Source organism: Hamadaea sp. NPDC050747, from assembly GCF_040654195.1.
Lineage (GTDB): Bacteria > Actinomycetota > Actinomycetes > Mycobacteriales > Micromonosporaceae > Hamadaea.
In genome coordinates this window covers 444377-471185 of the sequence record NZ_JBFAHM010000005.1, presented here as the reverse complement: position 1 = coordinate 471185, position 26809 = coordinate 444377, and the positions used below count along the sequence as shown (strand labels likewise).

The window sequence follows — 26809 nt, the reverse complement described above, 5'->3', positions numbered from 1 at the left end:
CCGTTTGCGCTGGATCAGGGTTCCGGGTCGAATCTTGGGCCAAGATTCGACCGAGAACCCTGATCCAGCGCCGAGGGGCGCGGGCGCAGACGGCGCCGAGGGCGCGGCTGGGTCAGCGGGTGGTGCAGAGAGCGCCGTTCAGCGTGAACAACGCCGGGAGGACGTTCGGTCCTTGGTACGCCCCGACGAGGCCGACGTTGACCGTCGCGCCGGGCGCGATCGTGCGGTTGAAGTCGGCGTTCGAGACGCTTACGGCGGATCCGGTCGACGTCCAGGTGCCGTTCCAGCCGCTGCTGAGCTGCTGCCACGCGGTCGGCCAGGTGAAGGCGAGGTTCCAGGTGTCGATCGGGTTCGTCCCGGTGTTGGTGATGTCCACGCTGCCGACGTAGCCGTTGCCCCAGTCGTTGACGTCCGCGAACGTCACCGCACAGGGCGCTGCGCCGGGCGTACCAGTCTGGAACGTCACGGGCGCCGAGGCCCACGAGACCTTGCCGGATCCGTCGCGCGCGATCACGTTGGCCGTGTAGCGCGTGCCGGGCGTGAGGTTGTGGACGGTGAAGCTCGTGCCGGTGGTCTCACCCCATTGTTCGGTGATCGCGCCGTTCTGGCGGTGGACCTCGTACTTGAGGCCGGCGGCCCCGGCGGGCCAGGTCAGCGTCGCGTCGGTGGCGGTCACGCCGGAGGCCGAGGGGCGGCCGGGTCGCGCTGGGGCGGTGACCGCCGCGGTCGGGTGCAGGGTGAGCACGGTGACCGAGTACGGCGCGAGGGTGACCGAGGTGGCCGTGCCGGTGGTGGTGGCGATCGCGGTGTCGCCGTTGCCGTGGCTGGCGACCTGGGCGGTCGTGGCGGGCGAGTAGCCGGTGTAGCTGAGGGTGACTGCCTTGGTGTTGGCCTCGTCCTCGTTGATCAGCAGGACGGACAGGTCGCCGTTGGGCTTACGCGCGGCGTGCGTCTTGACCAGTGGATCGCTCGCGACCGCCCGGACGAGCTGGGCGCCGGCCGGGGCGAACCGTGACGCGAGCGAAAGCCCGAAGTAGGGGCCGAACGGCGTGTTGAAGGCCGGCTGGCAGACGGTGCCGTCGGCGGTGCAGTTGGCACTGGAGAGCAGGCCGAAGTCGCCGTAGTCGGTGTGCCCCGCGACCGTCGACACCGTGCCGATTCCGTTGTGGACGTTCCACCAGTCGACGTTGAAGACTCCGGCCGCGGTGAGACTCGCGTACGCGTCCGCCGCGAACAACGCGCCCGGTTGGGTGTTCTGACCGTACCCGGTGTTGATCTCGGTGAGCGCGATGCCCAGGTCCTTCCCGGCGTACTTGGTGATCTGCTGGCGGGCCAGCCACACCGCGTCGGTCACCTGGGCCGTCTTCGACAACGCGTCGGGCCCGTTCGAGCCGCCCGGGTACCAGTGCAGGATGGCGAAGTCGACGCTCGGCCCGGCGATCTGCAGCACCACCTGGTTCCACGTCCCCGCGTCGCCGGCGCCCACGATGCCGTCCGGCCAGTTGCCGGGCGTGGTCAGCACGATGCCGATCTTGACCGTCGGGTCCACGGCCTTCATCGCCTGGGCGTACTGCTTGGCGACGGTGGCGTAGCCGGCCGGGCTCTTGTCGGCGTGATCGTCGGCCTCCCAGTTCGCGCCGTAGTGGCCGTTGCCGTACAGCTCGTTGCCGATCTCCCAGTACTTCACGCCGTAGTTCTTCTCGACGTTGGCGTAGTGCACCCACTCGGCGGCTTCCTCCGGAGTGCCGGTGCCGTAGTTGGCGATCACCATCGCCTGCGCGTTCGCCCGCTGGACCCCGGCCATGAAGTGGTCGAAATCGGTGTCGGGGGCGACGTAGCCGCCGGGTGCGGTGTTGGTCTTCCAGTGGTAGATGTCCGAATAGGACCCGCCGGGGTAGCGCATGATCTGCGTACCGGCGTCCTTGAGCAGGTCGGCGACGGCGTTCGTGCCGAGGGTGGTGTCCCAGACCGCGTGGTTGACGCCGTACGCGGCGTCGCTCACGCTCTCCAGGCCCGCTCTCGTGTTGACCCGGACGGTCACGGTGTCGGCTGCCTCAGCCTGGCTGGGGACGGCGAGGTTTGCCGCTGCCAGCGTCAAGGCCAGCAGGGCGATGCGGCTCTTTCTCATCGTCGGGCGTCCTTTGGTTGTGGGCGTACGCGTCCGTGGAGTGGAAGCGCTCCCACAGCGTCGTATGCCGCTCCTTCGATGTCAACGCCGCTGTGTGGTTCGGCGCTGGATCAGGGTTCTCGGTCGAATCTTGGGTCATGATTCGACCGAGAACCCTGATCCAGCCGGTGAGGAGGGGTTCAGGCGGGCAGGGTCAGGCGGCGCAGGTGAACGAGGTGCTCGACCGGCCGCCGCCGTCGAAGGTCACGCGGACGCTGTGCTTGGTGCCGACGACGCAGGAGCCGCCGATGGAGCTGTAGTTGTCCGCCCCGGCGACGTGTACGCCGTCGTAGTACCAGACCTGGCCGTAGTAACCGCTGGGCAGGTAGCAGTCGTAGTAGCCGCCTTCGGTCTCGCAGGTCACCAGGCTCGCCGCGTGGGCGGGCGCGGCGGTGAGCGTCGCCGCCCCGAGGGCGAGTGCGGCGCCCGCGAGGGCGAGCCGGATCCGTTGTGCCATAACGGTTTCCCTTCTCTCGGAAGCTGTCACCGTAATTGATTCACGAACTGGATGGCATTGACCGTTAAGACTTTTCACATGATCCGCCCCGGTCGCCACAATGAGCTGGTGAGATAGTTCCGATCATGTCCAACCCCGCTGCCGCCGAGGATCGTCACGCCTCATGGCTCGAGCTGTTCTTCGATCTCGTCATCGTGGCGGCCGTCGCCCAGCTGGCCCATCTGCTGCACGACGACCTCAGCCTCAAGCAGGTCGCCGTCTTCGCGATCCTCTACTACGCGATGTGGAGCGTCTGGACCTCGTTCAGCCTGTACGCGAACGTGCGAGGCGACCGCGTCAACCAGGTGCCGTTGCTGATCGCGATGTTCGGCATCGCCGTCATGGCGGCGGCCATCCCGCACGCCGTCCACGGGCACGGCGACGACTACCGGGTCTTCGTGCTGGCGTACGTGGCGTGCCGGATCCTGGCCGCGCTGACCTGGAAGCGATCGAACCTGGTGCCGACCGACTGGCCCGCCGCCCGGCAGGGCAACGGGGTCATTCCGTGGATCGTGTCGCTGTGGCTGGCCGACTCGCGGTACTACCTGTGGCTCGCCGGCATCGTGCTGGACATCGTCACCTCGTTCGTCCTCTCCCTCGACCCGGACAAGCAGATCGCCGCCGAGCAGCGCGAACAACTGAAGCAGCGCGACATCTGGCTCCGCCGGATGGCGCGCAACGTCCGGATGCGGCCGATGCGCGTACCGGAGCTGCCCGACATCAAGGCGGCCCAGCCGCACGCCCGGCATCTCGGCGAGCGCCTGGGACTGTTCGTCATCATCGTGCTCGGCGAGGCGGTGGCCCAACTGGTCGCGGCGGCGGCGGGCGTACCGGTGTGGGACCAGGCGCTGTGGCTGTCGGTGATCACCGGATTCGGCCTGCTCGTGGCGATCTGGTACCTGACCCTGCAGTACGGGTCCAGCTCGCTGGCGAACTACGGCGACCGCACGGTCGCCCTGCGCCTCACCCTCCCCGCCCACTTCGTCATGACCGGGGCGATCGTCGCGGTCTCCGCCGGGCTCGGCCTGATCGCAGCGCACCCCGGCGAGCATCTGCCGACGGCCGACCGGTGGGTGCTCTGCGGCGGCATGGCGGTCTATTTCCTCACTGCCACGATCACCGGCGCGCGCGGCGGCGTACCGGCACGATGGGTCTTCGGCTGGGGCGTACCGGCGATCGCGCTCACCCTGGTGCTCGGCGCGCTCGGTGAAGGGCTGCCGGGATGGCTCGTCGCGGCCACCCTCGTGCTGATCGCGCTGTGGCATATCTCCTACCGCGTCGTAGACCCTGAGCAGCGTGAACGCCGAATCACTCAGGTCCGCCGAGCGGCCGGAAGCGTTGACGCGGGGTCACCGTCGTGAAAGGATATTAGTACGCGCGTTCGATCGACGTGAGCGCGCGATCCTGGGGAGGAACGGTGACGCACACGTTTGCGAGGAAGATCGGTCTTGCGCTGCTGGCGGCGGTCGTGGTGACGATCGCCGTCACCGCGCGGGCCACCGCCGAGCAGGCCGGAAATCGGGCGGCGACCGCCGCGGACGCGGATCGAACGGCGCGAGCCGCCGGTCGGTCCACCGCTGTCGCCCTGACCGCCGTCGAGCCGCTGAACCGTTCGATCGACACCGGAACCACCACCGATGTGCGGGCGCTGCCCGTCGCGTACGCCGCCGACGCGGTCGCTTTCGTGACCGCCACGGGCCAGGCCTGCGCGCTGCTCAGCACGTCGGGACCGGCGACCGTCGCCGTCGAGGGCGCCGGATACGACCCGATCGAGGCGGCCTGGCCGGGCGACGGCGGGTGGCACGTCTGGTGCTGGACCGGATTGCACGCCGGTACCACATACCGGCTCCGGGTGGCCGCCGATTCGGGCGTAAACGCCGAAGGAATCGTCACGGACCATTAAGTCACCACCACTGTGGACGTTGCTGTGTCGGAGTACCGACAGAGCAACGTGAATCGCGTGTGATTCTCACGTGACGACTCGAAATCCGCCGAAGACCACTCCCGTCGGATCGGCCGTTCGGCCACCCTTTCACCCACCAATCCGCTCCACTGGGGACGGTCCGTGAGCGTACGGAGATCATCCGGCACAGCCAGGGGGGATAGTCAAGAGTTGATGGCACCTAATTCATTTACTTGACTGTGGTCATCCAACCCCACTGGCCGTCGCATCGGGATCGTCTCGACGACTCGGAAAGCGATGCCGATGACGGCTGCCCGCGAAAGGAGCGACCATGTTCCTGACCGACCGACGGCGGTCCGGAAGCCTGCGTACGGGTATCGCACTCGTGGCGCTGGCGACCTTCGCCTCCGGCCTCAGCTTCACGGCCACCCCGGCCGCGGCGAGCGATCCGGGAGTCGAACCGGCCAATGTCACGCTGACCCTGCCGCCCGGCGGGACGGCGGACATCGCCAAGACCGTCCACACGCCGACGGTGCCGCCGAAGCCCGACATCGTGTTCCTGGCCGACACCACCGGCAGCATGGGCGCCGCCATCGGCGACGTGCGCACCAACGCCGCCGGCGTGCTCTCGACCATCAGTTCGGCCCAGCCGACCGCACAGTTCGGCGTCGCGGAGTACAAGGACTTCAACTGCGACGCCGTGCCGTTCAAGGTGGATCAGGCGATCACCTCGGACGCCGCGGCCGTCCAGGCCGGCATCGACATGTGGAGCGCCGGCGGCGGCTGCGACTTCCCGGAGGCGGACCTCAACGCCCTGTACGAACTGTCGACCGGAGCGGTCACCTACCGGCCGGACGGCACGCGCATCATCGTCATCTTCGGTGACGCGCCGTCGCAGGACCCGAGCAACGGTCACACCCTCGCCCAGACGATCTCGGCGCTGCAGGCGGCCAACATCCGGGTCGTCGCGGTGAACGTCGGCAACCTCGACGCGACCGGGCAGTTCACCGACATCGTGAACGCGACCGGCGGCGTACTGCTCAACAACGTGCCGTCGGACCAGGTGTCGGAGGCCATCCTCGCCGGCATCCAGGCGATCAAGGTCACCGTGACGCCGACGCCGTTCGGCTGCGGTCCGCCCGTGGCCCTGTCGTTCGCACCGGGCAGCGAGGTCGTGACCAGCGGCGACGACGCGCACTTCACCGAGACGGTGAACATCGCGGCCAACGCCGTGGCCGGCACGCACCACTGCGCGGTGGACTTCCTCATCGACGGCACGAGCCGCGGCTACGTGCAGAACCTGACGGTCGTGGTGCCCGGCTTGAGCATCAACGACGTGTCCGTCAACGAGAACGCCGGGAACGCCACCTTCACGGTGTCCCTGCCGGCGCCGGCTCCGTTCCCCGTGAGCGCGAGCTTCGCCACCAGCAACGGCACCGCGACCGCTCCGGCCGACTACGCCGCCACCAGCGGTGTCGTCTCCTTCACCGCCGGCCAGACCAGCAAGCAGATCACGGTCCCGATCGTCAACGACACCGTCGACGAGAACAATGAGACCTTCACGGTGACGCTGTCCGCGCCGACCGGGGCGGCGCTGATCGACCCGACCGGCGTCGGCACGATCGTCGACCAGGACCGCAACGGCGTCTTCTCCTGCTCGGCGACAGCGCTGAACCTGGCGGGTCTCAAGGCGGGCAAGGCCAACCCGGCCGACCTCCCGTGCGTCGACGACAGCGACACGGTGGCGAGCCTCAACCTGACCTCCGGTCTCGTGAACGTCGACGCCAAGGTGATCACCGCCTCGACGGACCTGTCGCCGGACAACCAGAACATCGTTCCGGTGCTCGGTGACAAGGCCGCGTCCACCGCGAAGATCGAGTCCACGAAGATCACCGTGGGTGGCCTGGTCACCATCGAGCTGGGCGTCATCCAGTCGTCCGCCTCGGTGACCTGCACCGCGGGCCCGAGCGGCCTCGTGCCGACCTACTCGGGTTCGTCGTCGATCTCCTCGCTGAAGATCAACGGTGTCACGGTGACGGTGGGCAGCGCTCCGCTGACGATTCCGCTCGTCGTCGGGTCGCTGAAGCTGAACGGCACGACCACCACCGGCACCAGCGTCACGCAGCAGGCGGTCGTCCTCGACACGCTCCTGACCGACGTGGTGCTCGCCGAGTCGACGGCCGACGTCCACGGCACGGCGCTGCACCCCAGCGGCAACCCGTGTGTCGCGTGATCAGTCGCGTAACCGATAGATGAACGAGGGCGGGGCGGCCGGACGGCTGCCCCGCCCTCCGGCGGTTGGCGACCTGTGGATCACCTGTGTGACACTCGGCGGGTGACCACACCCCCTCCGCCGAATCAGCCTGGCTATCCGGAGTGGAACCAGCCTCCGGAGTGGAATCAGCCCGGCTATCCGCAGCCTCCGTCGTCGGCGTATCCAGGTTCGCCGGTGAACCGTCCGGCCACGGAACCGACTGCCGCATATCCCACGCTCAGCACGGGTTCCCCCGTTCCGCCGCTCGGCCCGCCGGTGCCGCCGGGGGCTCCGGTCGGCCCGCCACCGCCCCCCAAGAAGAAGACCGGCCTGGTCCTGGGCATCATCGGTGGCGTACTCGCGCTCTGCCTGATCGGCGGCTGCGTCGGCGTCGGCGGCTGGTTCCTCCTGCGCGACAAGAGCGAGCCGGTGGCCCACACGTCGACCTCGCCGTATGAGACCAGCTACCCGTACCCGTCCGACTCCTACTCGCCGCCCACGGTGGTCGAGACGACCGAGGCCGCCCCGCCGCCGTCGCCGGTCGAGGTCGGCGACTGCATCTCCGTCGACGAGCAGGGCACCTTCCTCGGAATCGGCAACTGCAACGGCAGCCGGGGCACCTACAAGGTGCTGTCGACCGACTACTCGCAAGGCACCTGCACCGATCCGCAGTCGCCCTACATCACGGTCGAGGGGTACCGGCTCTGCCTGGCGCTCTACCTGGTCGAGACCTATTGCTACAAGTTCCCCAAGGGGTCTGGCTGGGTGGTCGCGGCGTCGAAGTGCAAAGCGAAAGGCACTGTTCACGTGATCGACATCGTGCCGGGTGCGTCCAACGGCGACCGCTGTACGAAAAACTACAAGTGGAACCGGTGGTACCGGTTCACCCATCCGACCGTCGTGTACTGCGTGATGCAGTACTAGCGAAGTGGCAGGTGACACGATGAGGCTTGGTCTGCACTACTGGAACTACTCGACGCCGGCCGAACCGGCGGCGATCGCGCCCACCCTGGCGCAGACCGCCAGGCTCGCCGAGGAGACCGGGTTCTCGTCGTTCACGGTGATGGATCACTACCTCCAGATGCAGACGCCGACCAGCACGGCCGAGGAGCCGATGCTCGAGGGATACACGACGCTCGGCTACCTCGCCGCGATCACCGAGCGCATGACCCTCGGCCTGCTGGTCACCGGCGTCATGTACCGCAATCCCGGGGTGCTCGCGAAGATCGTGACCACCCTCGACGTGCTCTCCGGCGGTCGCGCCCGGCTGGGGCTGGGCGCCTCGTGGTACGAGCGGGAACAGGCGGCGCTGGGCGTACCGGTGGTGCCGGTCGCCGAGCGGTTCGAGCGGCTGGAGGAGACCCTGCGGATCTGCCTCCAGTTCTGGAGCGACGAGAACGGCCCCTTCGAGGGCAAGCACTACCAGCTCGCCGAGACGCTGTGCGTACCGGCGCCGCTGCGGCAACCGCATCCGCCGATCCTCATCGGCGGCGGTGGCGAGCAGAAGACGCTGCGCCTGGCCGCCCGGTACGCCGACGCCTGCAACATCTTCGGGGTGGGCGTCGACACGGTCGCGCACAAGTTCGACGTGCTCAAGCGGCATTGCGACGCCGAGGGCCGTGACTACGACACGATCGCCAAGACCGTGCTGATGACTCGGCCGGCACTGTCCGACGTGGACGCGTTCGTCGCCGAAGCGGCGGAGTACGGCCGGCTCGGCGCGACCGAGATCCAGGTGATGCCTGACCGGCACCCGGTCGAGTTCACCGAGGAGCTCGCCGAGCGCGTCATTCCGCGCCTCGACCTCAGCTGATTTTTCGCGGCTGGATCAGGGTTCCAGGTCGAATCTTGACGCAAGATTCGACCGAGAACCCTGATCCAGCGCCCAAAGCACGGTAGGCAGCGCCCAAAGCACGGTAGGCAGCGCCCAAGCACGGCCCCTGAAACGAGCGCTTGACACGCGCGTCATCGTAGGAATAATGGGAGCGCTCCCACATACGTCCTTCGATATGGGGTGACTCCATGAAACGGTGGTCCACCATCGTCGCCGCTGCCGCGGCGGCGGTGACCAGCCTCGCGGCCGGCGTGATGCTGCCCAGCGTCGCGCAGGCGGCGGCGGGTTGCACGGTCGCGTACACCAACACGAACGCCTGGCAGTCGTCGTCGACCTCGGGCGGGTTCACCACCACCCTGTCCATCACCAATCTCGGCGATCCGATCTCGCATTGGACGCTGACCTTCACCCTGCCGAGCGGGCATACGCGGACGAGTGGCTGGAACGCCTCCTTCACCGGCACCACTGCGATCACCGCGACCGACATCGGGTGGAACGGGGCGATCGGCACCAATCAGACCAACGCCAGCGTCGGCCTGCAAGGGAACTGGACCCGCACGACCGCCGGCACGACGCCGCCGAGTCCGTTCCCGCAGCCGACCGACTTCGCCCTCAACGGTGTCGCCTGCACCGGTGCCACGACGTCACCCAGTCCGTCGTCCTCGTCCCCGAGCACAAACCAGGGACCGAGTGCGACCTTGACCAGCCCGACTGCGGGTCAGACGTTCGCCGCCCCGGCGACGGTGAACTTCGCCGCGACGGCGAGCGACACGGACGGCTCGGTCGTCCGGGTCGACTTCCTCAACGGCTCCACGGTGATCGGCTCGGACACCACGTCCCCGTACGCGTACTCGTGGACGAACGTGGCGGCCGGGACCTATTCGGTCAGCGCCCGGGCGGTGGACAACCTCGGGGCGACCACCACCACGACGCCGATCTCGATCACGGTGACCGGCACGACGGACACGGCCGCCCCGGCGCTGCACGTCTCCGGGAACAAGATCGTGACCGCGAGCGGCGCGACCTACCGGCTGCTCGGGGTGAACCGGGCCAGCGCCGAGTTCGCCTGCGTGCAGGGCAAGGGCATGTGGGACAGCGCCACTCCGGACCAGGCGAGCGTGGACGCGATGAAGGCGTGGAACATCCATGCCGTTCGCATTCCGCTGAACGAGGACTGCTGGCTGGGCACCTTCGGCACGCCGAGCGGCTCGACCTATCAGGCCGCGGTGAAGGCGTACGCCGATCTCCTGGTGGCCAACGGCATCACCCCGATCGTCGAGATGCACTGGAACCACGGCGCCTACACAGGCACCTCGTCGGCCTGCTCGGACGTCAACGCCACCTGCCAGAAGCCGATGCCGGACGCCCAGTACGCGCCGACCTTCTGGACCCAGCTGGCGACGATGTTCAAGGGCAACAACGCGGTCGTCTTCGACCTGTTCAACGAGCCCTACCCGGACGCCGCGAACAATTGGAGCAACGCCACCGCCGCCTGGACCTGCCTGCGCGACGGCGGCACCTGCACCGGCATCTCCTACCAGGTCGCGGGCATGCAGAGCCTGGTCAACGCGGTCCGCGCCACCGGCGCCGCCAACGTCATCATGGTGGCCGGGCTGACCTGGACCAACGACCTGACCCAGTGGCTGGCGTACAAGCCGACCGACCCGGCCGGCAACATCGTCGCCTCCTGGCACTCGTACAACTTCAACGCCTGTGTCACGACGTCCTGCTGGGACAGCCAGATCGGCGCGGTCGCGGCGCAGGTGCCGGTGGTCGCGGGTGAGATCGGCCAGAACACGTGCGCCCACGACTACATCGACCAGGTGATGGCGTGGGCGGACGCGCACGGCGTCAGCTACCTCGCCTGGACGTGGAACCCGTGGGGCTGCAGCTCGGGCAACGTGCTCATCACCGACTACAGCGGCACCGCGACCGCGACGTTCGGCGAGGGCTTCAAGGCTCACCTGCTCACCCAGAACCCGTAGGTCCGTGGGGCCGAGGGTCCGCGCGACCCTCGGCCTCCTCAAATGGTACGCACAGCGCAGCGCCCGCCTAGAGCGACATTTCGGGCAGACGTTTCCGCCGGTCGCAGCCGCGCCAGGGTTAAGTGGTGGGCAATTTGGGCATACCATGTCGCTGATGTCCACGGAGTTCACGCTCGGCGTGCTCTCGCCGTTTCTCGGCGGGTGGTACTTCGGCGGCATCATGACGGGGATCGCCCGGGCGGGCCGGGAACTCGGGGCCAACGTCCTCGCGATGCAGACGACGGACGCGGGCACCGAGCAGACCGAGATCGAGCGGCCGCCCGACCTTAGGCACCTCGTCGGCGCCGAACAACTCTCCGGCGTGGTGGTGATCCTCCGGGCGGCGGGGTCGGCGTACCTCAAGAGCGTGCAGCAGTCCGGGCGGCCGGTCGTCGTCATCGGCCACGAGGTCAGCGACGTGGACTGCCCGGTCATCGTGCCGGACAACCGGGCCGGCGTACGCGACGCCGTGGCGCACCTCGTCGGGCACGGGCATCGCCGGATCGCCTTCGCCGGTTACCTGGGGGCGACCGACGTCCAGGAGCGGCTGGACGCGTACCGGGAGGCGCTGGTCGCGCACGGCATCGCGGCCGATCCCGACCTGGTCTTCGCCGCCGACGACAACCACGAAGGCGGTGGCGAGGCGGCCGGCCGGCGGCTGGTGGCGGCGGGGATCCCGTCGACGGCGCTCGTCGCGGGCACGGACGCGAACGCCGTCGGAATCATGACCGTGCTGCAGGGTCAGGGCCTGGTCCTGCCACGTGACCAGGCGATCGTCGGCTTCGACGACCAGCGTGCGGCGGCGTACGCCGATCCCCCGCTGACCACCGTGCGGCAACCGGTGCAGTTGCTCGGCCGGACGGCCGTCGCCGAACTGGCCCGGCTCCTGCACGGTGTGGGCGAGCCGATGGCCCATCACTACGTGCCGACGGCCCTGGTGGTACGCGAGTCCTGCGGCTGCGTACCGGGGCCGGCCTCGGCGACGCCGGCCGAGCAGTTGCGGGCGGCGGTGGCGCCGGTCGCTCCCGAACTCCCGGCCCCGGCCGTCGACCACGACGTGACCACGGTCGCCGACGCGATCGGGCACGAACCGGTGCCGGGTCTGTCGGCGGCGGTGCAGCGCCTGGCGCAGGCCAGCGGCCGCTCCGAGATCCTCATGGACATGGTCACCACGGTGTCCGAACAGGACACTCCGGCCGGGCCGCTGATGCGGGCGATGATGCAGGCGCACGGCCGGGCGCTGTTCCACGACAACGTCTACCTGCAGAAGACGCTGAGCCAGCAGTACGAGGTGAGCACCGAACTCCTGCGCGGCCACCGGGACGATCCCCGTGGGCTCGGCTGGCTGGCGCGTACGCCCGCGGTGGCGGGCTGCCTCGGGCTGTGGACCGGGGACGGCACGACGTTGGAGGTCGCCGGGGCGTACCGGCACGGCGGGACGCCGCCGGAGCTGCCGGCTCGGCTGCCCGTCACGGCGTTTCCTCCGGCGTACCTGATGGAGGTGGCGGCCGAGGTCGCCGAAGGCATCGTCTGCGTGGTCCCGGTGAAGGTCGACGCCAGCGACTGGGGCCTGCTGGCCGTCGTCGACACGGCGGTACGCGCGGTCGAGACCGGACGGGAGCCGGTCAACCACTGGGCGGCGCTGCTCGCCCACACCTTGGATTACGACCGGATGGTTCGCGACCTGCGCCTGGGCAAGGAACAGCTGCGGGCGGCGGCGCTCTACGACGGGCTGACCGGGCTGCCGAACCGGACGCTGTTCCTCGACCGGCTCCGGCAGGCCGTCCGGCAGCGTCGCCGGATTCCCGGCCGCCGCTTCGCGGTGCTGTTCCTCGACGTGGACGGGTTCAAGGTCGTCAACGACAGCCTCGGGCACGCGGCCGGGGACGGGCTGCTGATCGAGGTGGCCGCCCGGATCAACGAGAACCTGCGCGCGACCGACACTGCGGCCCGGTTCGGCGGCGACGAGTTCTTGATCCTGCTCGACGACATCGCGCAGAACTCGGACGCCAACGACGTCGCCCAGCGGCTCCAGGCGAGCCTGGCCGAGCCGTTTCACGTCCAGGGCCACGACGTCGTGGTGACCGCGAGCATCGGAGTCACCTTCGGCGACTCGTCCGCGGCGACGGCCGAGGACCTGGTCCGCGACGCCGACATCGCCATGTATACGGCCAAGTCCCGGATGAAGGGCTCGCAGGCGGTCTTCGACGACTCGATGCGTACGCGGGCGGTGCGCCGGTTGCAGGTCGAGTCGGAGCTGCGCCGGGCCTTGGACCGGCAGGAGATCCGGACCTTCGTGCAGCCGATCGTGCATCTGCCGACCGGCCGGATCGACGGGTTCGAGGCGCTGGCCCGGTGGGAGCATCCGACGCGGGGTCTGCTCGACCCGATCGACTTCCTGCCGATCGCCGAGGAGACCGGCCTGGTCATCGGCATCGGGCAGCAGATCCTCGCCGACTCGTGCCGGCGACTGGCCGCGTGGCGGGCGGTGGCGGGCCGGGATCTGCGGGTCAGCGTGAACGTGTCGCACCGGCAGCTGTGGACCCGGACGCTCATCGGCACGCTGACCGAGTGCCTGAGCGCGGCCGGCATCGACGGGAGCTGGCTGGCGCTGGAGTTGACCGAGAGCGTCGTGATGCGGGATCCCGCCCAGGCCCGGACCTTCCTGGAGGAGATCCACGCGCTGGGCTGCGAGCTGTACATCGACGACTTCGGCACGGGCTACTCGTCGCTGGAGGCGCTGCACCGGTTGCCCATCGACGCGCTGAAGATCGACAAGTCGTTCGTGTCCCGGCTCGGTCACGACACGAAGAGCGGCGACCTGGTCGATTCGATCATCCTCATGGGACACAAGCTCGGTCTGCGGCTCATCGCCGAGGGCGTGGAGACCGCCGAGCAGCGTGACCACCTGGTTCGGCTGGGCTGTGGCTACGGGCAGGGGCACTTGTTCGCCGAACCGGTCCCCGCCGACGAGGCCGAGGACCGGTTCCTGCGCTGAACCGGCAGACGCCTACTTGATCAGTTTCCAGGGGCCGTTGGCGGCTCCGGGCGCCTGGTTGCGGTTCCACCATTGGGCCTCGTAGACGTGGCCTTCATAGGTGACCCGGTCCCCGGCGGTGTAGACGGTGGTCGGCGTCCAGGCGGCCGGGCTGTTGTCCGGCGGGGTCGGGGCCACCTCGGCCCACGCCCCGTTCGGACTGCCCGGCTGCTGGTTGCGCGTCCACCACAGCGCCTTGTAGGTCTTGCCGTCGAAGACCGCGACGTCACCGGCGGTGAAGATGCGTGACGGCGTCCAGACCTTCACGCCGTCCTCGGTCATCGCCAGTTCCTGCCATGCGCCGTTCGGGTCGCCCGGCTTGGCGTTCTTCGAGTTCCACGCGGCCAGGTACGCCTTACCGTCGTAAGAGACCTTGGCGTTCGCCTTGTACAGCGTGGTCGCGTTCCACGCCGGCGGCAGGTTCACCGTCACCGTGACCGGGGTCTGCACCGACTCGAGCTGGTCGTTGCCCGAGTAGGACACCGTCAGCTCGTGCGTACCGGCGGACAGGCCGACCGGCAGCGGGAACGTCAGGGTGTCGCCGGTCAGCGCCGCCGAACCGCGTACCTTGTCGCCTTCCCGCAGCTCGACCGTGCCCGTCACCGGTACGCCGTCGGCGGCCAGCTTGACCGTCACCTTCGCCGCGGTCCCCCAGTCCACCGCAGTGGTGGTGGCGGTCAGCGTCGGCCGGCCCTTCGGCGTACGGAACACGGCCGGCTGAGCGACCGCGACACCGCCGTCGGCGCTCTCGGCGGTGACGATCCAGCCGTACGAGGTGGCCGGGGCCAGCCCGGTCCACGTCACCGACGCGGTGGCGTTCGCGGTGACCTGGTCGGTCCCGATCGTCCCGGACGGCACGTACGCCGCCAGGGAGTCGGTCGAGAACGACGTCTTGCGGGTGGTGAGGTCGACCGGCAGGGTCAGGTTGTCCTCCGAGCCGTTGTAGCGCGGCTTGGTCTGGCTGCCGTCCTGGCGGATGTCGTACTCGGTCGCCCCGAAGTTGTTCAGGAACGGCGAGTAGGTGTCGATGTGCAGCTCGGCCCGCGCGACGTCGAACTGGAGCAGGCGCAGGAAGCTCGCGCCGAACTGCAAGCGGTCAGTCGCCTTGTGGTCGATGGCACCGTCGCCGTTGACGTCGATGTTCCCGGCGGCGTCGACCTTGTCCGGCCACAGCTCACCGGCGGAAACGGTGTAGAACTGGTAGTCCGCCAGCAGTTCGACGACGTCGTGGGTGACGGTGACGCCGACCTTCGTCTTGAGGTTCGTGCCCACGCCGTGCTCGTGCCCGGCGAGGACCAGGAAGACGTTGGGGTTGGCCTCGACGACCGTCTTGTAGAGCGGTGAGCCGTCTGGTGCGGAGAAGTCCGCGCCTCGGCCGTCGGGGTTGGTCGACGGCCGCAGGTAGTCGTGGGACAGCAGGATCCCGTTGCGGTCGGAGTACCGCTTGAAGATCGAGTCGGCCCACTTGGCCTCCTGCGGCGTCACGCCGTAGGAGAGCCCGACCGCGACGAAGTCGAGGCCGCCGGCCGAGAAGAGGATGTAGTTGTTCTGGTTGTCCCGGCCGGGGGTGACCGTCCCGTCCGGGTTGGCCACCTCGTCCCAGGCGTGGTACTCGGAGCCGGTCGGCCAGCCCTGGGCGACCTGGTAGTACCGGTTGGCGCCGAAGGTCTTGCTGAACCGCGAGTCTGGCCCGGTCTCGGCGCCCAGCTGGTTGTCGTGGTTTCCGGCGATGACCTGGTTCACCAGGCCGTTACTGTCCAGGATGCCCTGGAAGCCAGAGGCGACCTGGAGTTCCCGGTTGACCTGCTCGTCGAGGCCGGGTCGCAGGAGCGTGCCGTCCGGCTTCCTGGCCAGCGGATCGTAGTAGTCGTTCTCGATCACGTCACCGGTGTGCGCGACGTACGCGATCTTGCGGCCGGCCGCGTTGTCGGCGATCCACTGCGTCTCCGACCGGTACGCCGCCTGCCAGATCGCCTGTTCCTCGGCCGTCTCCAGATCGGTCGGCTCGGTCGTGCCGTCGAAGTCGTCGTAGGTGGCGCCCGCTGCGCCCTCGGTCAGGTACTGCGTGTCGGTGTAGTGCGCGATCGCGAAGTCGTACGTGCTCGGGTCTTCGAACTTGTCTTTGTCGTTCTGCGCCGTCGAGTCGTGCGGCGACAGGTCGTCGGCGAACGGGTCCTCACCGGTGACCAGGACGTGCACGGCCGAGCCGTCGCGGAACTCCGCTCCGAGCTGGGCGGCGAGCACGGTCGGCCGGCCGGCCTGGCCCCGGGCGCTGGTGAGCACCACCCACTTCTGGGCCGACGGCTGCCATACGCGCAGCGCCACCACCCGGGCCGGGTCGATGGTCCCCTCCCAGCGCAGGACCGGGGCCGCGGCGCTGCCGACGGCCAGGTCGTACCGCTGGAAGACGACGTCCCGGCCGGACGGCGTGTCGATGCTCTGCCCGTCGAGCGGCTTGAGCGACTGCACGTGGACGGTGGCGTCGTGTGCGACGTCGAGAGTGGTCGGCACTGCCGAGGCGGTGCCCTGGTATCCCGCGGTGGGCAGGACGACGTCGGCCTTGGTGAAGGTGGCCGTCAGGGCGGTGCCGTCGGCTCCCGGCGTCTTCGCCGTCAGCGTCGCCACCGGGGTGTTCCCGCCGGTGACGGTCGCGGTCAGATTCGTGGGCACGTCGGGGATGGCGGCGCTGCTGAAGTGGATCTCGCGGGTGGCCCGGTTGCCGAGCGTGTCCGTCGCGGTGACGGCGATCGTGTGCGCTCCCGCCGGCAGGCCGTGGCCGATCTGGGTGCCCTCGGCCACCACCGCGCCGTCGAGCTTGATCACTGGTGCGCCGACGATGCCGGAGGCATCCTTGACCTTGACGGTCAGCGCCACGGTCGCGGTCAGCCGCTGTCCCTCGGCCGGAGTGCTGCTCTCGATCTCCGGCGCGCTGTTGTCCACAGTGAACTGCCGGGTCGCGGTCTTGCTGGCGGCCACTGCCTTGATCTGGTGGGCGCCGTCGGCGAGTGACGCGGTGTTGACGTCCGCCCGTCGGCCCAGCGCGGTGGGCGTACCGCCGGTGGCGGTGGTGACCTCGAACAGGATCGTCTTGTCGAGGACGTAGTTGTTGTTGCTGCGGCAGGAGCCGTCGCCGACCCAGACGGTCACCGGGCTGCCGGTGGGATAGGTGGACGAGCCGATGGTCACGGTCGTTCCGGCGACCTGCCGGGTCAGCGGGGACGCCTTCGCACCGGCCGGAGCCAGCTCGAAGTCACGCAAGGTGTAGTCGTCGAAGTTGTCGCAACCGCCGTTGGCGCTGCCGTGGTCGCTGCCCGCGACGAACTCGACGACGTTGACGCCGGGCGTCAGCCACTCGTTCGGGAAGGCCAGGTCGGCGGTCTCCTTCTCCCAGACGCCCATCGCCAGCGGGATGCCGTTGATCAGGACCTGGTTGTCGAAGCCGCTGTCGGCGCCGTTGCCGCCGATGAACATCCGCAGATGGGCACTGCCCGCGCCCAGCGTCTCGACGACGGTGGTGGTCGGTGCGCCGGTGATGCCGAAGTGGAACTCGGCCTCCTTGTTCGCGCCGCAGGTGCCGTCGCCGAGGGCCAGCGAGTCCGTCGTCGCCTCGGCCTTGGTCACCGTGCCGTTCGTCGCGGTCGTCACGATGTACGCCGTCCCAGCGGTGACCGTGCCCGCGCCGGTCAGCGCGAGCGCGGCAGAGCCGCGGGTCAGCTTGAAGTCGTCGTGGTTGGCGCAGGTCGCGCCGTTCAGGGTGCCGTTGTAGTCGCCGGTCTTCACCTGGATGACGTTGTCGCCCAGGTGCAGGAACCGGTGCGGGAACTTCAGCGTGACGAACTCATCGCCGGTCACGCCGTAGTCACCGCCGAGGTCGACCCGGTTGCCGTTGACCAGCAGGTAGTTGTGGTACTTCGCCTCGACCGAGTTGCCCGCCTCGACGGTCAGGCCGAGGACGGCCGTCCCGGTCGCGAGGGACTCGGCGTTCTCGGCCGCGGAACCGTCGATCTCCAGTGACGAGACCGTTCCGTCGGTTCCGGTCGGCAGGGCGGCGATGACCGGCTGCGTCCCGCGTACGCGGGAGCCGTCGGCCGGGGTCACCTCGGCCGCACCGGCCGGAGCGTTGTTGACCGCCACCTTCACCGACGTGCTGGCGCCGGAGACCGTCGTGGCGGTGACAGTGTGCTCTCCGTTGGCCAGGGTGGTGGTGTCGAGGTCCGCGCTCAGCCCGGCCGTGCTGCCGATCTCGCCGGAGACGACGAAGGTGAGGTCCTGGGTGAGCAGATGCGGAGAGCTGCCGCAGGTGCCGTCGCCGAAGGTGTAGCTGAAGGCGTTCTGCTCCCCGTCGGCGACCACGCCGATCAGGCTCAGCCCGATACTGGTCAGCGGGAAGTCGTCGTAATTCGGGCAGCGGCCGCCTTCGCCGTACGGGAGGACTTCGTAACCGACCGCGGCGGCGTTGGTGGAGTCGACCCAGTTCGCTCCGGCGTGGACGGTGATCGTGTTGACCCCCGTACGCAGCCAGTCGCCGGGAAAGTCGAGCGCGGCGCTCCGCCCGCCGGGGATGTCCGGGAAGTAGACCCGGTCGTCCTCCGCGGTACGGCCGTTGACGGTGATGTAGTTGTGGTACCGCGCCTCGGTTCCGTTGCCGCCCATGGCGAAGGCGAGGTGCGCGGTGCCGGCCGTCTTCGCGGTGTCCACGGTGACACCGTCGACCTTCAGCGCGGCGACCGAGTCGTTCTCGGTCGTCGGCCCGGCGTTCAGCTTGACGGTGCCTTCCAGGGTCTGCCCGTCGCGCAGGTTGAGGGTCGGCGGGGTGCCGGCCGCGACGTCCTGCGCGCCGGCGGAGACGGGGACGGTGGCCCCGAATCCGGCGACGAGCACGGCCGCCAGCACGACCCGGAGGACACGAGGTCCCCGCCGGGCCGTACGCAGTCGGTGCGACATGAAGCGTCTCCTTAGGTGACGGTGGTGAGATTGATCGCCGCGAGGACGGTGATGCCGACGCCGAGCACCGTGATGCCGGCGGCGGCCACAATGGGGGCCACCCGGGTGGCCAGGCGGAGCAGGGACTGCGTACGCGCGCCGCGGCGCACGATCGAGCTGCCCGCGACGGCGAGCGCGCCGACGCCGAACAGGACGACGGCCATGCCGAGCCCGAAGGCCATGATCAGGAGCAGGGCGAACCCGGCCCGGCCGAGGAACAGTCCGGTCACGAGCACCAGGAAGGCGGCCGGTGACGGGGTGAGTCCGCCGGACACGCCCAACAGGACCAAGCCCGGCCGGCTGTGCTCGTGTGGATGCGGATGATCGTGCGGGTGCGGGTGCCGGTGGTCGTGGTGGTGCCGGTGCAGCCGCCGCCGGATCAGCCAGATGCCGGTGCCGACGACCAGCACTCCGGCGAGCAGCTGCAGCCAGGTCGTCAGCTGCCGCATCGGCAGGACGTCCGACAGCGACAGGAACGTCCAGGCCAGTCCGATGACCAGCACCGATACCGTGTGCATCACGGCCACTGAGCCACCGAGCCAGGCGGCGTCCCGCAGGCGCGCCCGCGATCCGACGAGGTACGCCGCCGCCAGGCTCTTGCCGTGCCCGGGAGTGACCGCATGCCCGGCCCCGGCGGCGAATGCGAGCGCGAAGGCCACCGGCGGCACTCCCGGCGACCGCAGGAACTCCTGCAACTGGTCGGCGGCGGTCACCGGGCGACCCGTTTCGTGCGCTGCTTTCGGCGTACCAGGAGGAAAAGCAGGACCACGACGAGCAGCGAGCCGCCGACGACCAGGCCGATCTGCGCGGCGGCCGAGCGCCGGGTGTCGTGCGCGGACGCCGAGCCGAGGACCCAGTCGTGGGTGTCCTTGCCCGCGGCATAGACGGCGCGCTCGCCGTTCGGCCCGGTCGCGAGCGTCTGGTACGCGGAGTTGAGGTCGGTCAGGGTGCGCACCACGACGGTGGCCGTGCCGATGGCAGCCGGACAGTCGAAGTCGAGGGTGACCCCGGACTTGGCCAGGTCGGTCGGCGGTCGCACGGTCCCGGCGCAGGTTTCGCCGTCGCCGGCCACGCTGATCTGCCGGAGCAGGTACTCGGCGAATCGCGGCGACGGACCGATCGCTGTCGCGTCCGACGCCTGGTAGAAGACCGCGCCGTCGAGCATGACCCGGTCACGCGGCAGCAGCCCGAGCGAGACGCCGAGCAGTGTGAGGTCGTCGAGGCCGCCGGCCTTCCAGCGAATGTGGACTGTGTCCGGCCGGGTGGCGTCGAGACTGATCGCGACGGTCTGCGGATCACCGAACGGATGCGCGGCGGCTCGGCTCGGCGTCGCGAAAACGGTTACAGCGAGGGCCGCGAGCAGGGCGGCGATCGCTCGCCTGGGTTGGTGCAAGGGTCGCGCTCCGGGCTGGCAGGGGTGTGATCGCGCTGCACTCTGCCGACGGTTCGCGAACTCCGGCGCTTGGCTTGATGATCAGCACCGAACGCGCGGGTGAACGTTTGCCGATCAGCGCCGCTCGGCAGGAGGCCTCGACGCAGATCGCGCTGGGAGTTTGCTCCCAGGCGAAATCACGTGGTCGCACCCTCGGTCGGTCCAGCAGGATCGCGTCCGTTCCTCTTCGAGAACGGGATGTGCATGAACCGATCCGAAAGCTCAGCACGGTCGCGTGCGGCCGCCCTGGTGACCCGGCTGGCCCTCGTGCTCGCCACGGTCCTGACCGGCACGCTGGTCGTGCCGCGGCCGGCCGCCGCGGCCACCGGCTACTTCGGCGCGCTGACCCTGTGTACGCAGTCGTCGTGCGTCAACAAGGGCAACGTCGTGCTGTTCTGGCAACGGCGTCTGTGGGCCGACGAAGGCTACGACGACCCGGACGGCGTGTTCGGCCCCAACACCGAGGCCGCCACGATCCACTGGCAGCAGCTCTACAACGCCGCGAACTCGCCCGACATCGACGTCGACGGCTGGGTCGGCAGCGAGACCTGGGAGGCGTCGAATCTGAACACCGTCTGGGGCTACCACTGGACGTCGACGGACTCGACCTACTTCTACTACACCTACCAGGGCCGCATCAGCGGCCGGACGTTCTACATCCGCGAGCGCCGGTCGGACCGGGTCACCTGGTTCCGGATGCCCGGCGTCTCGACCTGGACCGACACGAGCTACGTGTACTGACGAGCCGGCCGGGCCGGACCGCCGGTTCCCCGGTGGCCCGGCCCGTGTCATCCTGCACATCCGCTCGACGCCCGTGAGGATGCCCGGATGCTTCGAATCCATTTCACCGCCATGGATCTCGCGTCGATGCGGCTCGCGACCCAACCGGACCCGTTCTGGGAGCTGGCGCTGAGCATGCATCAGGTCCAGTCGCGCAGCACGCCGCCGATGCTGGCGTCGTGGCGTACGGGGGTCATCCAGACCCTGCAGAACAATCCGGCGTTCCGCGAGGACCTCAGTACGCTGTTCGCCCTGAACCCGCCGGTCGGCTACTTCCCCGACTTCCTGACCCCGGCGCAGTCCAGCGGCGGGTTCGAAGCCGGGCTTGAGGCGATCCTGTCCACTCCCCATACGCAACTACGCAGTGAAGTCGCCCAGGTCAGCGTGGCCGGACGGCACCAGTGCGCGGTGGACGGCCTGCTCCGGGGCGAGGCCGGTTCGCTGCGCCGGTTGGCGAACGGGCTACGGCTCTACCGGCGGATCGCGCTGGAGTCCCGGTGGAGTGAGATCACCGCCGCGTTCGACACGGACCGGGCGATCCGGGCCCGGCAACTGGCGGACGAGGGCATCGGGGCCTTCCTCGGCGGGCTGCACCCCAGTGCGTACTTCCGGGACGGGGTCCTCCACATCGGATCCTGGGGTATGGACGGCAACCGGGACATCCATCTCGACGGTCGCGGGCTCACCATCATCCCGTGCTATTTCAAGCGCGCCACCCAGCTCATGGTGCTGGCCGACAGCGACCTGCCGCCGGTGCTGGTCTACCCGCTGAATCACGCGGCTCGCGTCCTGGCCGCGGCGCAGCACGCGCCGCTGGCCGCGTTGCTCGGCTCCACCCGGGCCTGGGTCCTGGCGTCGGCGGCCAACCTGACGACCTCCGAGATCGCCGGACGACTCGGGATCTCGGTGCCCGCCGCGAGCCGGCATCTGACGATTCTGCGGGGTGCGGGCCTGGTCGCCAGCGTCCGGCACCGCAACAGCGTGATTCACACGCAGACTCCGGCCGGGCTGGCGCTGCTGGAGGGGCCGACCCCGGCGCCGAGGCCGGCCCCGGGGTATCAGTAGCCGCCCGGCCCGTTGTACTTGCGGCAGATCGCCTGGTAGTCGTACGGCTCGTGGCTGATCTTGTCACGGGTGTAGACGCCGTACCAGCCGTCGTCGTCGAGGCCGTACAGGCGCTGGACCTCCATGAGTGCCGACTCCGTCTTCGGGCCGAAGTCGCCGTCGACGGTGAGGTTCATGCCGTAGCAGTAGTTGAGGGTGCCCTGCAGGACGGAGACGGCCTGGTTGTCGAGGATGCCCTCGTGCAGCGTGCAGCTGACGTCTCCGCCCCAGGTGGCGGGCACCCACACCTTCTTGCCGGAACCGTCGGTCGAGGTGACGTCCTTGAAGGTGTTGCAGATGGGGAGCGCCGCCGCCGGCGAGGCGTTCACCAGGGTGGTCCCGAGAACCGCGATCGCGACGGCGAGCGCCATCCGTTGAAGAGTACGCATGACGCGTAGCCTCCGTTGCCGGGCTCACCTGCGGCAACGTCCTTAACCTGCACCGAAAACAGCCACGTGGGCGCGGCTCGGTGGCCGCGCCCACGTGGGCCGGTCGGGCTCAGACCCGGGTCACCCGGATCGCGTCGGCGATGACGTAGCCGGTTCCGGTGGTCCATCGGCTCACCCCGACCTTGTCCGCGTCGCCGGCGGCGAGGGTGAAGACGCCCAGCGACACCCACTGGCCGCCGCTGCTCTGCTGGTTCACCACGACGGACTGGTTGCCGGTGGTGGTGACCACGACGTACGGCGTCGCGTTGTTGTAGCCGGAGTTGGCCGGGTACCAGACCGACACTTCATAGGTGGCGGTCTCCGGGATGTTCACCTTGTACCAGGCCGGGTCGCTGGCGGCGACCGGGTCGGCGAACCGGTAGTCCGTGCCGTAGCGCTGCGTCGAGTAGCTCGACGTGCCCCAGTTCGAGCTCGCGGTGAACCGGCCGGAGTCGGTGTTGTCGACGATCGTGCTCCACTGGGTCGGGGGCTGGGTTACGACGGTGGAGACGTCGAGGTAGTTGCGGTCGATCTTGATCGTGACGCCGCCCCAGGTCTCGGTGACGTCGCCGGAGTACTGGTGCAGGCGCTGGTGGTTCGGGTACGCGGTGTCGGGGCAGTACTGGCCGCCGGCGGTGTTGGCGACGCCGTTCCACCAGGCGATCCAGAGGTGGTCCAGCCGGGTGTACTGCGGGTCGTCGTAGGCGTTGCAGACGTCGAGGACGCCGGACGAGCCGCTGGAGTACATGCCGGACAGGTAGCCCAAGGCGTGCAGCTGCAGAGTCCAGCCGGACAGGTACGACAGCACCGCCGCCCGGCAGGAGGCGTTGGTCGGGTACTGCTCGATGTCGTTGTAGATGGCGCTGCCGGCCGGGATGCCCAGGGCCTTGGCGGCATTGACCGCGCTGGTCGCCCGGCTCGCGCCCTGCGAACGGGCGGTCGCCGGGTCGCTGGACATCTTCGGCGTACGCGTCCCGCAGGGCGCCTGGTAGTCGAGTTCGATGGGGATGAGCCGCCAGCCCTTGGCGACCTGATTGGACACCCACGTCGCGGTGAGGTTGGGCTGCGAACAGGAGCGGCTGGAACCGCTGATGTAGATGCCGACCGCCCCGTACGGCGAGCTGGTCTTCCACGCGTTCATCGCCGACTGCGAGGGCGCGGTGCAGGTGTCGAAACCCTTGCCCACGTAGGTGCCCGGCTGTGGCGCGACGGCCGCCACGGTCACCGCCGCGGTCGCGGGGGCGGCCGCCGACGGTGCGATCAAAGCTGCCAGGACGGCCCCGGCGGCGATCACCTTTCTCATACACGTCTCCCTATGAAGGAAATTCTCAGACTTGGCCGGAAGATTGAAGGATTCCTACCACACATCGACGATTGGGGCTAGTGGCCTGTGTCGATGGGACACGCTGCGGTTCCCGCTGGATCAGGGTTCCGGGTCGAATCTCGCTTCAAGATTCGACCCGGAACCCTGATCCAGCGCTGGGAAGGCCAGCGTCCGCGGGGAAGGCCAGCGCCAGAAGGAAAGCTAAGCGGGAGCGGTGAGGCCGAGGTCGGCCAGAGCGGCCGCGCCCTGCTCGGCGTACGTGCCGCCGGCGAGGACGAGGGTTCGCGCCCACTGGTAACGGCTGCCCGCGGTCTCGAAGGCGGCCGCGGCGGCGAGCGTACGGGTGGAATCGTTGTCCAGCAACGCTTCCGCGCGGTCGAGCTGAGCGGCGGCGATCGGGTTGCCGGCCACGAGAGGTCGAGCGGCGGCGATCCGGTCGCGGGCGTCGGGCTGACCGGACAGGGCGGCGGCCTCGGCGCGTACGGCGAGATACCAGTGCCGCCACACCCAGATGGCCCACTCGCCCATCTCCTCGGGCTCGCTCGCCAGCAGCGCGAATGCTTCGCCGGCGCGGCCTTCGTGGAGCAGCACGATCGCGTCGAAGACGGCGCTGTAGCCGGCTTTCAGCTCCGGGGCGACGTCGAGTTCGGTCACAATGCCGAGCCACTCGGCCCGGGCGGTGTCGTCGCCGCGCAGGCCGTGGATCATCGCGACAGCGGCGGCTGCGGTGGCGAGGGTCGGCGTGTGCAGGCCGCCCGACCGTCCCCAGGCGTCGAGGAATCGGCCGCAGGCGGCGAGTACGCCTTCCGCGTTCCCGGCGAGGGCGTCGGCGACGAGCAGTCGCGAGGTCGCGAAGTCGCCGCGTTCGGCAAGCAGCGGCAGATCTCGGAGTTGCTCACCCCACCTGCGGGCGGCGGCCAGGTCGCCGACGCCGACGGAGGATTCGGCCGCCTCGGACAAGGCGTTCGTGCGTTCGAGGGCGACGGCCGGGGACGCCGGAAGCTTCGCGAGCAGACCGACGCGGTGACGGGCGGAGTCGGCGGCGGCGAAGGTGTCGCCCGCCCAGCACTGGACGGCGGCCAGCGCGTCGAGAGCCGCGCTGTGGGCGAGGGGATCTCCGCCGGCTCGGGCCAGGTCGACGGCGCGTTCGGCGCGTTTGAGCGCCTCCGGCAGATCGGGGTCGCCGGTGTCGCTGAGGACGCCGCATTCGGCGAGGGCTACGGCGGCCAGCGCCGCCGGATCGTCGCCGGCCAGGTCACGGGCCTCGGCGAGCAACGCGGCCGCCGCACCCGGTGGCGGCGGCTCGGCGAACGTGCCGGAGAACCGGTAGACCGTGGCGGCCGCGGTCGCCAGGTCCCGTGCGGTTCCAGCGGTGTCCCCGGCGGTTCGGGCGGTGTCGGCGGCCGCTTGGTGGAGCCGATACATGTCGTCGCCGCGCATCCGGCAGCCCGCGACGGCCGCAGCTTGGCGGAGGGCGGCCTCGGCGGCGTACGGGTCGTCGGCGAGCGCGGCGGCTTGCTCGTAGCGCTGCTGCGCCTCACCGATCAGGGTCCGCGTGAACGCCAGCTGCGCCAAGGCGAGGGCGAGGGCGTACGCCTCTGCCCGGTGGTCCGCCGACGTCGCCGCCCAGCCGAGCGCGGCCCGCAGATCGTCGGCGGCGTAGTCGAACCGTGCCCGCCACGGTCCGGCCCCCGGCTGGGGATCCTGGGCCAGCTCGGTCGCGGTCGCCAGGCACCAGCGCAGGTGCTCGGCGCGTACGCCGTCGAGTTCACCGGTCGCGGCCAGCTGTTCCGTGCCGTACTGGCGGATGGTCTCGAGCGTTCGGTAGCGCATGCCGCCGGGGGCGGGGGTCGCCGACAGCAGACTCTGCTCGGTCAGCCGGGCCAGTCCGTCCATCGTCGCTCCGGCGACCCGAGCGGCTGCGTCCACAGTGAACGGTGCGACGAAGACGGCGATCCGGTGCAGCAGCGTCCGGTCGGCCGGGTCGAGCAGGGCGACGCTCCAGTCCAGCATCGCGCGTACCGAGCGGTGCCGGTCGTCGGCGCGGGCGCCGCCGGTGAGCAGGCGCAGCTGGTCGGAGAGCACGTCGGTGAGCCCGTCGAGGCCGAGCATCGGCAGCCGCGCGGCGGCGAGCTCGATCGCCAGGGCCACCCCGTCCAGCCCTTGGCAGATCTCGGCGACCTGTTCGTGCTGCTCCGGGGCGACCGGCCAGCCGACGGCGGCGGCGCGATCGAGGAACAGAGCGACCGCGTCGGAGTCGCCGTCGCCGGTCAGCGACATCGGCGGAACGGGGTGGACCCGTTCGAAGGGCACCATCAGCCGGGCGCGACTGGTCGCCAGGACGGTCACTTTCGGGCAGGCGGCGAGCAACCGTTCGAGGAAGGGCGCCACTCCGTCGCGTACCTGCTCGCAATTGTCGAGAACGAGCAGCGCGCGGCGGTCGGCGAGCGCGGAGATCACGGAGTCGTCGATGCTGCGGCCCTGCTGCTCGCCCACGCCGACCGCCGCGGCGACGGTCGCGCCGACCATCGTGGCGTCCGTGATGGGGACGAGGTCGACGAACCAGACGCCGTCGGGGAAGTCCGGGGCGGCGTCGGCCGCGACCGCCAGGGCGAGGCGGGTCTTGCCGACCCCACCTGGACCGACCGCGCTGACCTGCCGGTGGGCCGTTACCGCCGCGGCCAGGGCGGCGCGCTCCTGCGCCCGGCCGACGAAGGAGGTCACCGGGGCGGGCAGGCCGAGGGTGGCGTCGCCGCCGCGGGCCGCGCGGCTCCACTCGGCCGCGAGCTGGGCGAGCGCCCGCCGGTCCGGCGCGTCGAGCTTGCGCAACATGGACGAGACGTGGGTCTCGACGGTGCGGACCGAGATGAACAACCGCGCGGCGATCTCCGCGTTGCTGAGGTGCTCCCCCAGCAGGGCCAGCACCTCGGCCTCGCGCGTGGAAATGCCCGCCTGGACCGCCGTCACGCGGCCATTGTGCCCCATCGGCGGCCGAGTACGTGGTGCTCCCCGTGGTGACCACGGATGTGGTCGGCGCCCGCGT

Annotated in this window: 17 protein-coding genes; 9 read left to right on the top strand and 8 right to left on the bottom strand. The window is 69.8% G+C overall.

Going from position 1 to position 26809, the window contains the following annotated elements; genetic code table 11:
- Window positions 1-112 precede the first annotated feature (112 nt).
- Both AB0H43_RS14365 and AB0H43_RS14360 read right to left on the bottom strand, forming a co-directional pair.
- Window positions 113-2128, bottom strand: coding sequence for a cellulose binding domain-containing protein (locus AB0H43_RS14365; protein WP_359999767.1), 2016 nt, complete (start codon window positions 2126-2128; stop codon window positions 113-115).
- Window positions 2129-2321: 193 nt separating this feature from the next.
- On the bottom strand, window positions 2322-2624 hold the full coding sequence (locus AB0H43_RS14360) for a hypothetical protein (RefSeq protein ID WP_359999766.1): 303 nt from the start codon (window positions 2622-2624) through the stop codon (window positions 2322-2324).
- 125 nt (window positions 2625-2749) lie between these two features.
- Between AB0H43_RS14360 and AB0H43_RS14355 the strand changes: the two genes are divergently transcribed.
- From AB0H43_RS14355 to AB0H43_RS14325, 7 genes are all read left to right on the top strand, one after another.
- Window positions 2750-4024 carry a low temperature requirement protein A gene (locus AB0H43_RS14355; RefSeq protein ID WP_359999765.1) on the top strand — a complete coding sequence of 425 codons (1275 nt, stop codon included), beginning with the start codon at window positions 2750-2752 and terminating at the stop codon, window positions 4022-4024.
- Between the two features lie 56 nt (window positions 4025-4080).
- Window positions 4081-4566: a hypothetical protein gene (locus tag AB0H43_RS14350; protein ID WP_359999764.1), complete on the top strand. Its 486-nt coding sequence runs from the start codon at window positions 4081-4083 to the stop codon at window positions 4564-4566.
- Between the two features lie 331 nt (window positions 4567-4897).
- Complete coding sequence (locus AB0H43_RS14345; RefSeq protein WP_359999763.1) at window positions 4898-6799, top strand: Calx-beta domain-containing protein; 1902 nt, start codon at window positions 4898-4900, stop codon at window positions 6797-6799.
- A gap of 102 nt (window positions 6800-6901) precedes the next feature.
- Window positions 6902-7744 (top strand): hypothetical protein, encoded by an 843-nt coding sequence (locus AB0H43_RS14340; RefSeq protein WP_359999762.1) that lies wholly within the window; start codon window positions 6902-6904, stop codon window positions 7742-7744.
- A 19-nt stretch (window positions 7745-7763) separates the two neighbouring features.
- Window positions 7764-8633, top strand: coding sequence for an LLM class F420-dependent oxidoreductase (locus tag AB0H43_RS14335; RefSeq protein WP_359999761.1), 870 nt, complete (start codon window positions 7764-7766; stop codon window positions 8631-8633).
- 209 nt (window positions 8634-8842) lie between these two features.
- Window positions 8843-10639 carry a cellulase family glycosylhydrolase gene (locus AB0H43_RS14330; RefSeq protein WP_359999760.1) on the top strand — a complete coding sequence of 599 codons (1797 nt, stop codon included), beginning with the start codon at window positions 8843-8845 and terminating at the stop codon, window positions 10637-10639.
- A gap of 154 nt (window positions 10640-10793) precedes the next feature.
- Complete coding sequence (locus AB0H43_RS14325) at window positions 10794-13676, top strand: EAL domain-containing protein (protein ID WP_359999759.1); 2883 nt, start codon at window positions 10794-10796, stop codon at window positions 13674-13676.
- Window positions 13677-13688: 12 nt separating this feature from the next.
- Here the strand turns inward: AB0H43_RS14325 and AB0H43_RS14320 are convergent, their stop codons facing one another.
- Genes AB0H43_RS14320 through AB0H43_RS14310 form a run of 3 tightly spaced genes read right to left on the bottom strand, consistent with a single transcriptional unit; the run spans window position 13689 to window position 20091 of the window.
- On the bottom strand, window positions 13689-18659 hold the full coding sequence (locus tag AB0H43_RS14320) for a carbohydrate-binding protein (protein WP_359999758.1): 4971 nt from the start codon (window positions 18657-18659) through the stop codon (window positions 13689-13691).
- 11 nt (window positions 18660-18670) lie between these two features.
- The gene (locus AB0H43_RS14315; protein ID WP_359999757.1) at window positions 18671-19411 is read right to left on the bottom strand and encodes a sulfite exporter TauE/SafE family protein; all 741 of its coding nucleotides are present in this window, start codon (window positions 19409-19411) and stop codon (window positions 18671-18673) included.
- Complete coding sequence (locus AB0H43_RS14310; RefSeq protein ID WP_359999756.1) at window positions 19408-20091, bottom strand: hypothetical protein; 684 nt, start codon at window positions 20089-20091, stop codon at window positions 19408-19410. Before AB0H43_RS14310 ends, AB0H43_RS14315 begins: the two co-directional genes overlap by 4 nt.
- A 243-nt stretch (window positions 20092-20334) precedes the next feature.
- On the opposite strand from AB0H43_RS14310, the gene AB0H43_RS14305 reads away from it, so the two are divergent.
- A complete protein-coding gene (locus tag AB0H43_RS14305) occupies window positions 20335-20871 on the top strand; it encodes a peptidoglycan-binding domain-containing protein (protein WP_359999755.1) in 537 nt (178 codons plus the stop codon).
- Window positions 20872-20958: 87 nt separating this feature from the next.
- Window positions 20959-21975, top strand: coding sequence for a winged helix-turn-helix domain-containing protein (locus AB0H43_RS14300; RefSeq protein WP_359999754.1), 1017 nt, complete (start codon window positions 20959-20961; stop codon window positions 21973-21975).
- Here the strand turns inward: AB0H43_RS14300 and AB0H43_RS14295 are convergent.
- From AB0H43_RS14295 to AB0H43_RS14285, 3 genes are all read right to left on the bottom strand, one after another.
- Window positions 21969-22403, bottom strand: a complete 435-nt coding sequence (locus AB0H43_RS14295; RefSeq protein WP_359999753.1) for a peptidoglycan-binding domain-containing protein — start codon at window positions 22401-22403, stop codon at window positions 21969-21971. The genes AB0H43_RS14300 and AB0H43_RS14295 overlap by 7 nt on opposite strands.
- Before the next feature lie 109 nt (window positions 22404-22512).
- Window positions 22513-23745 (bottom strand): glycoside hydrolase domain-containing protein, encoded by a 1233-nt coding sequence (locus AB0H43_RS14290; RefSeq protein WP_359999752.1) that lies wholly within the window; start codon window positions 23743-23745, stop codon window positions 22513-22515.
- Between the two features lie 222 nt (window positions 23746-23967).
- The gene (locus tag AB0H43_RS14285) at window positions 23968-26733 is read right to left on the bottom strand and encodes a LuxR C-terminal-related transcriptional regulator (RefSeq protein ID WP_359999751.1); all 2766 of its coding nucleotides are present in this window, start codon (window positions 26731-26733) and stop codon (window positions 23968-23970) included.
- Between the last annotated feature and the right edge of the window lie 76 nt (window positions 26734-26809).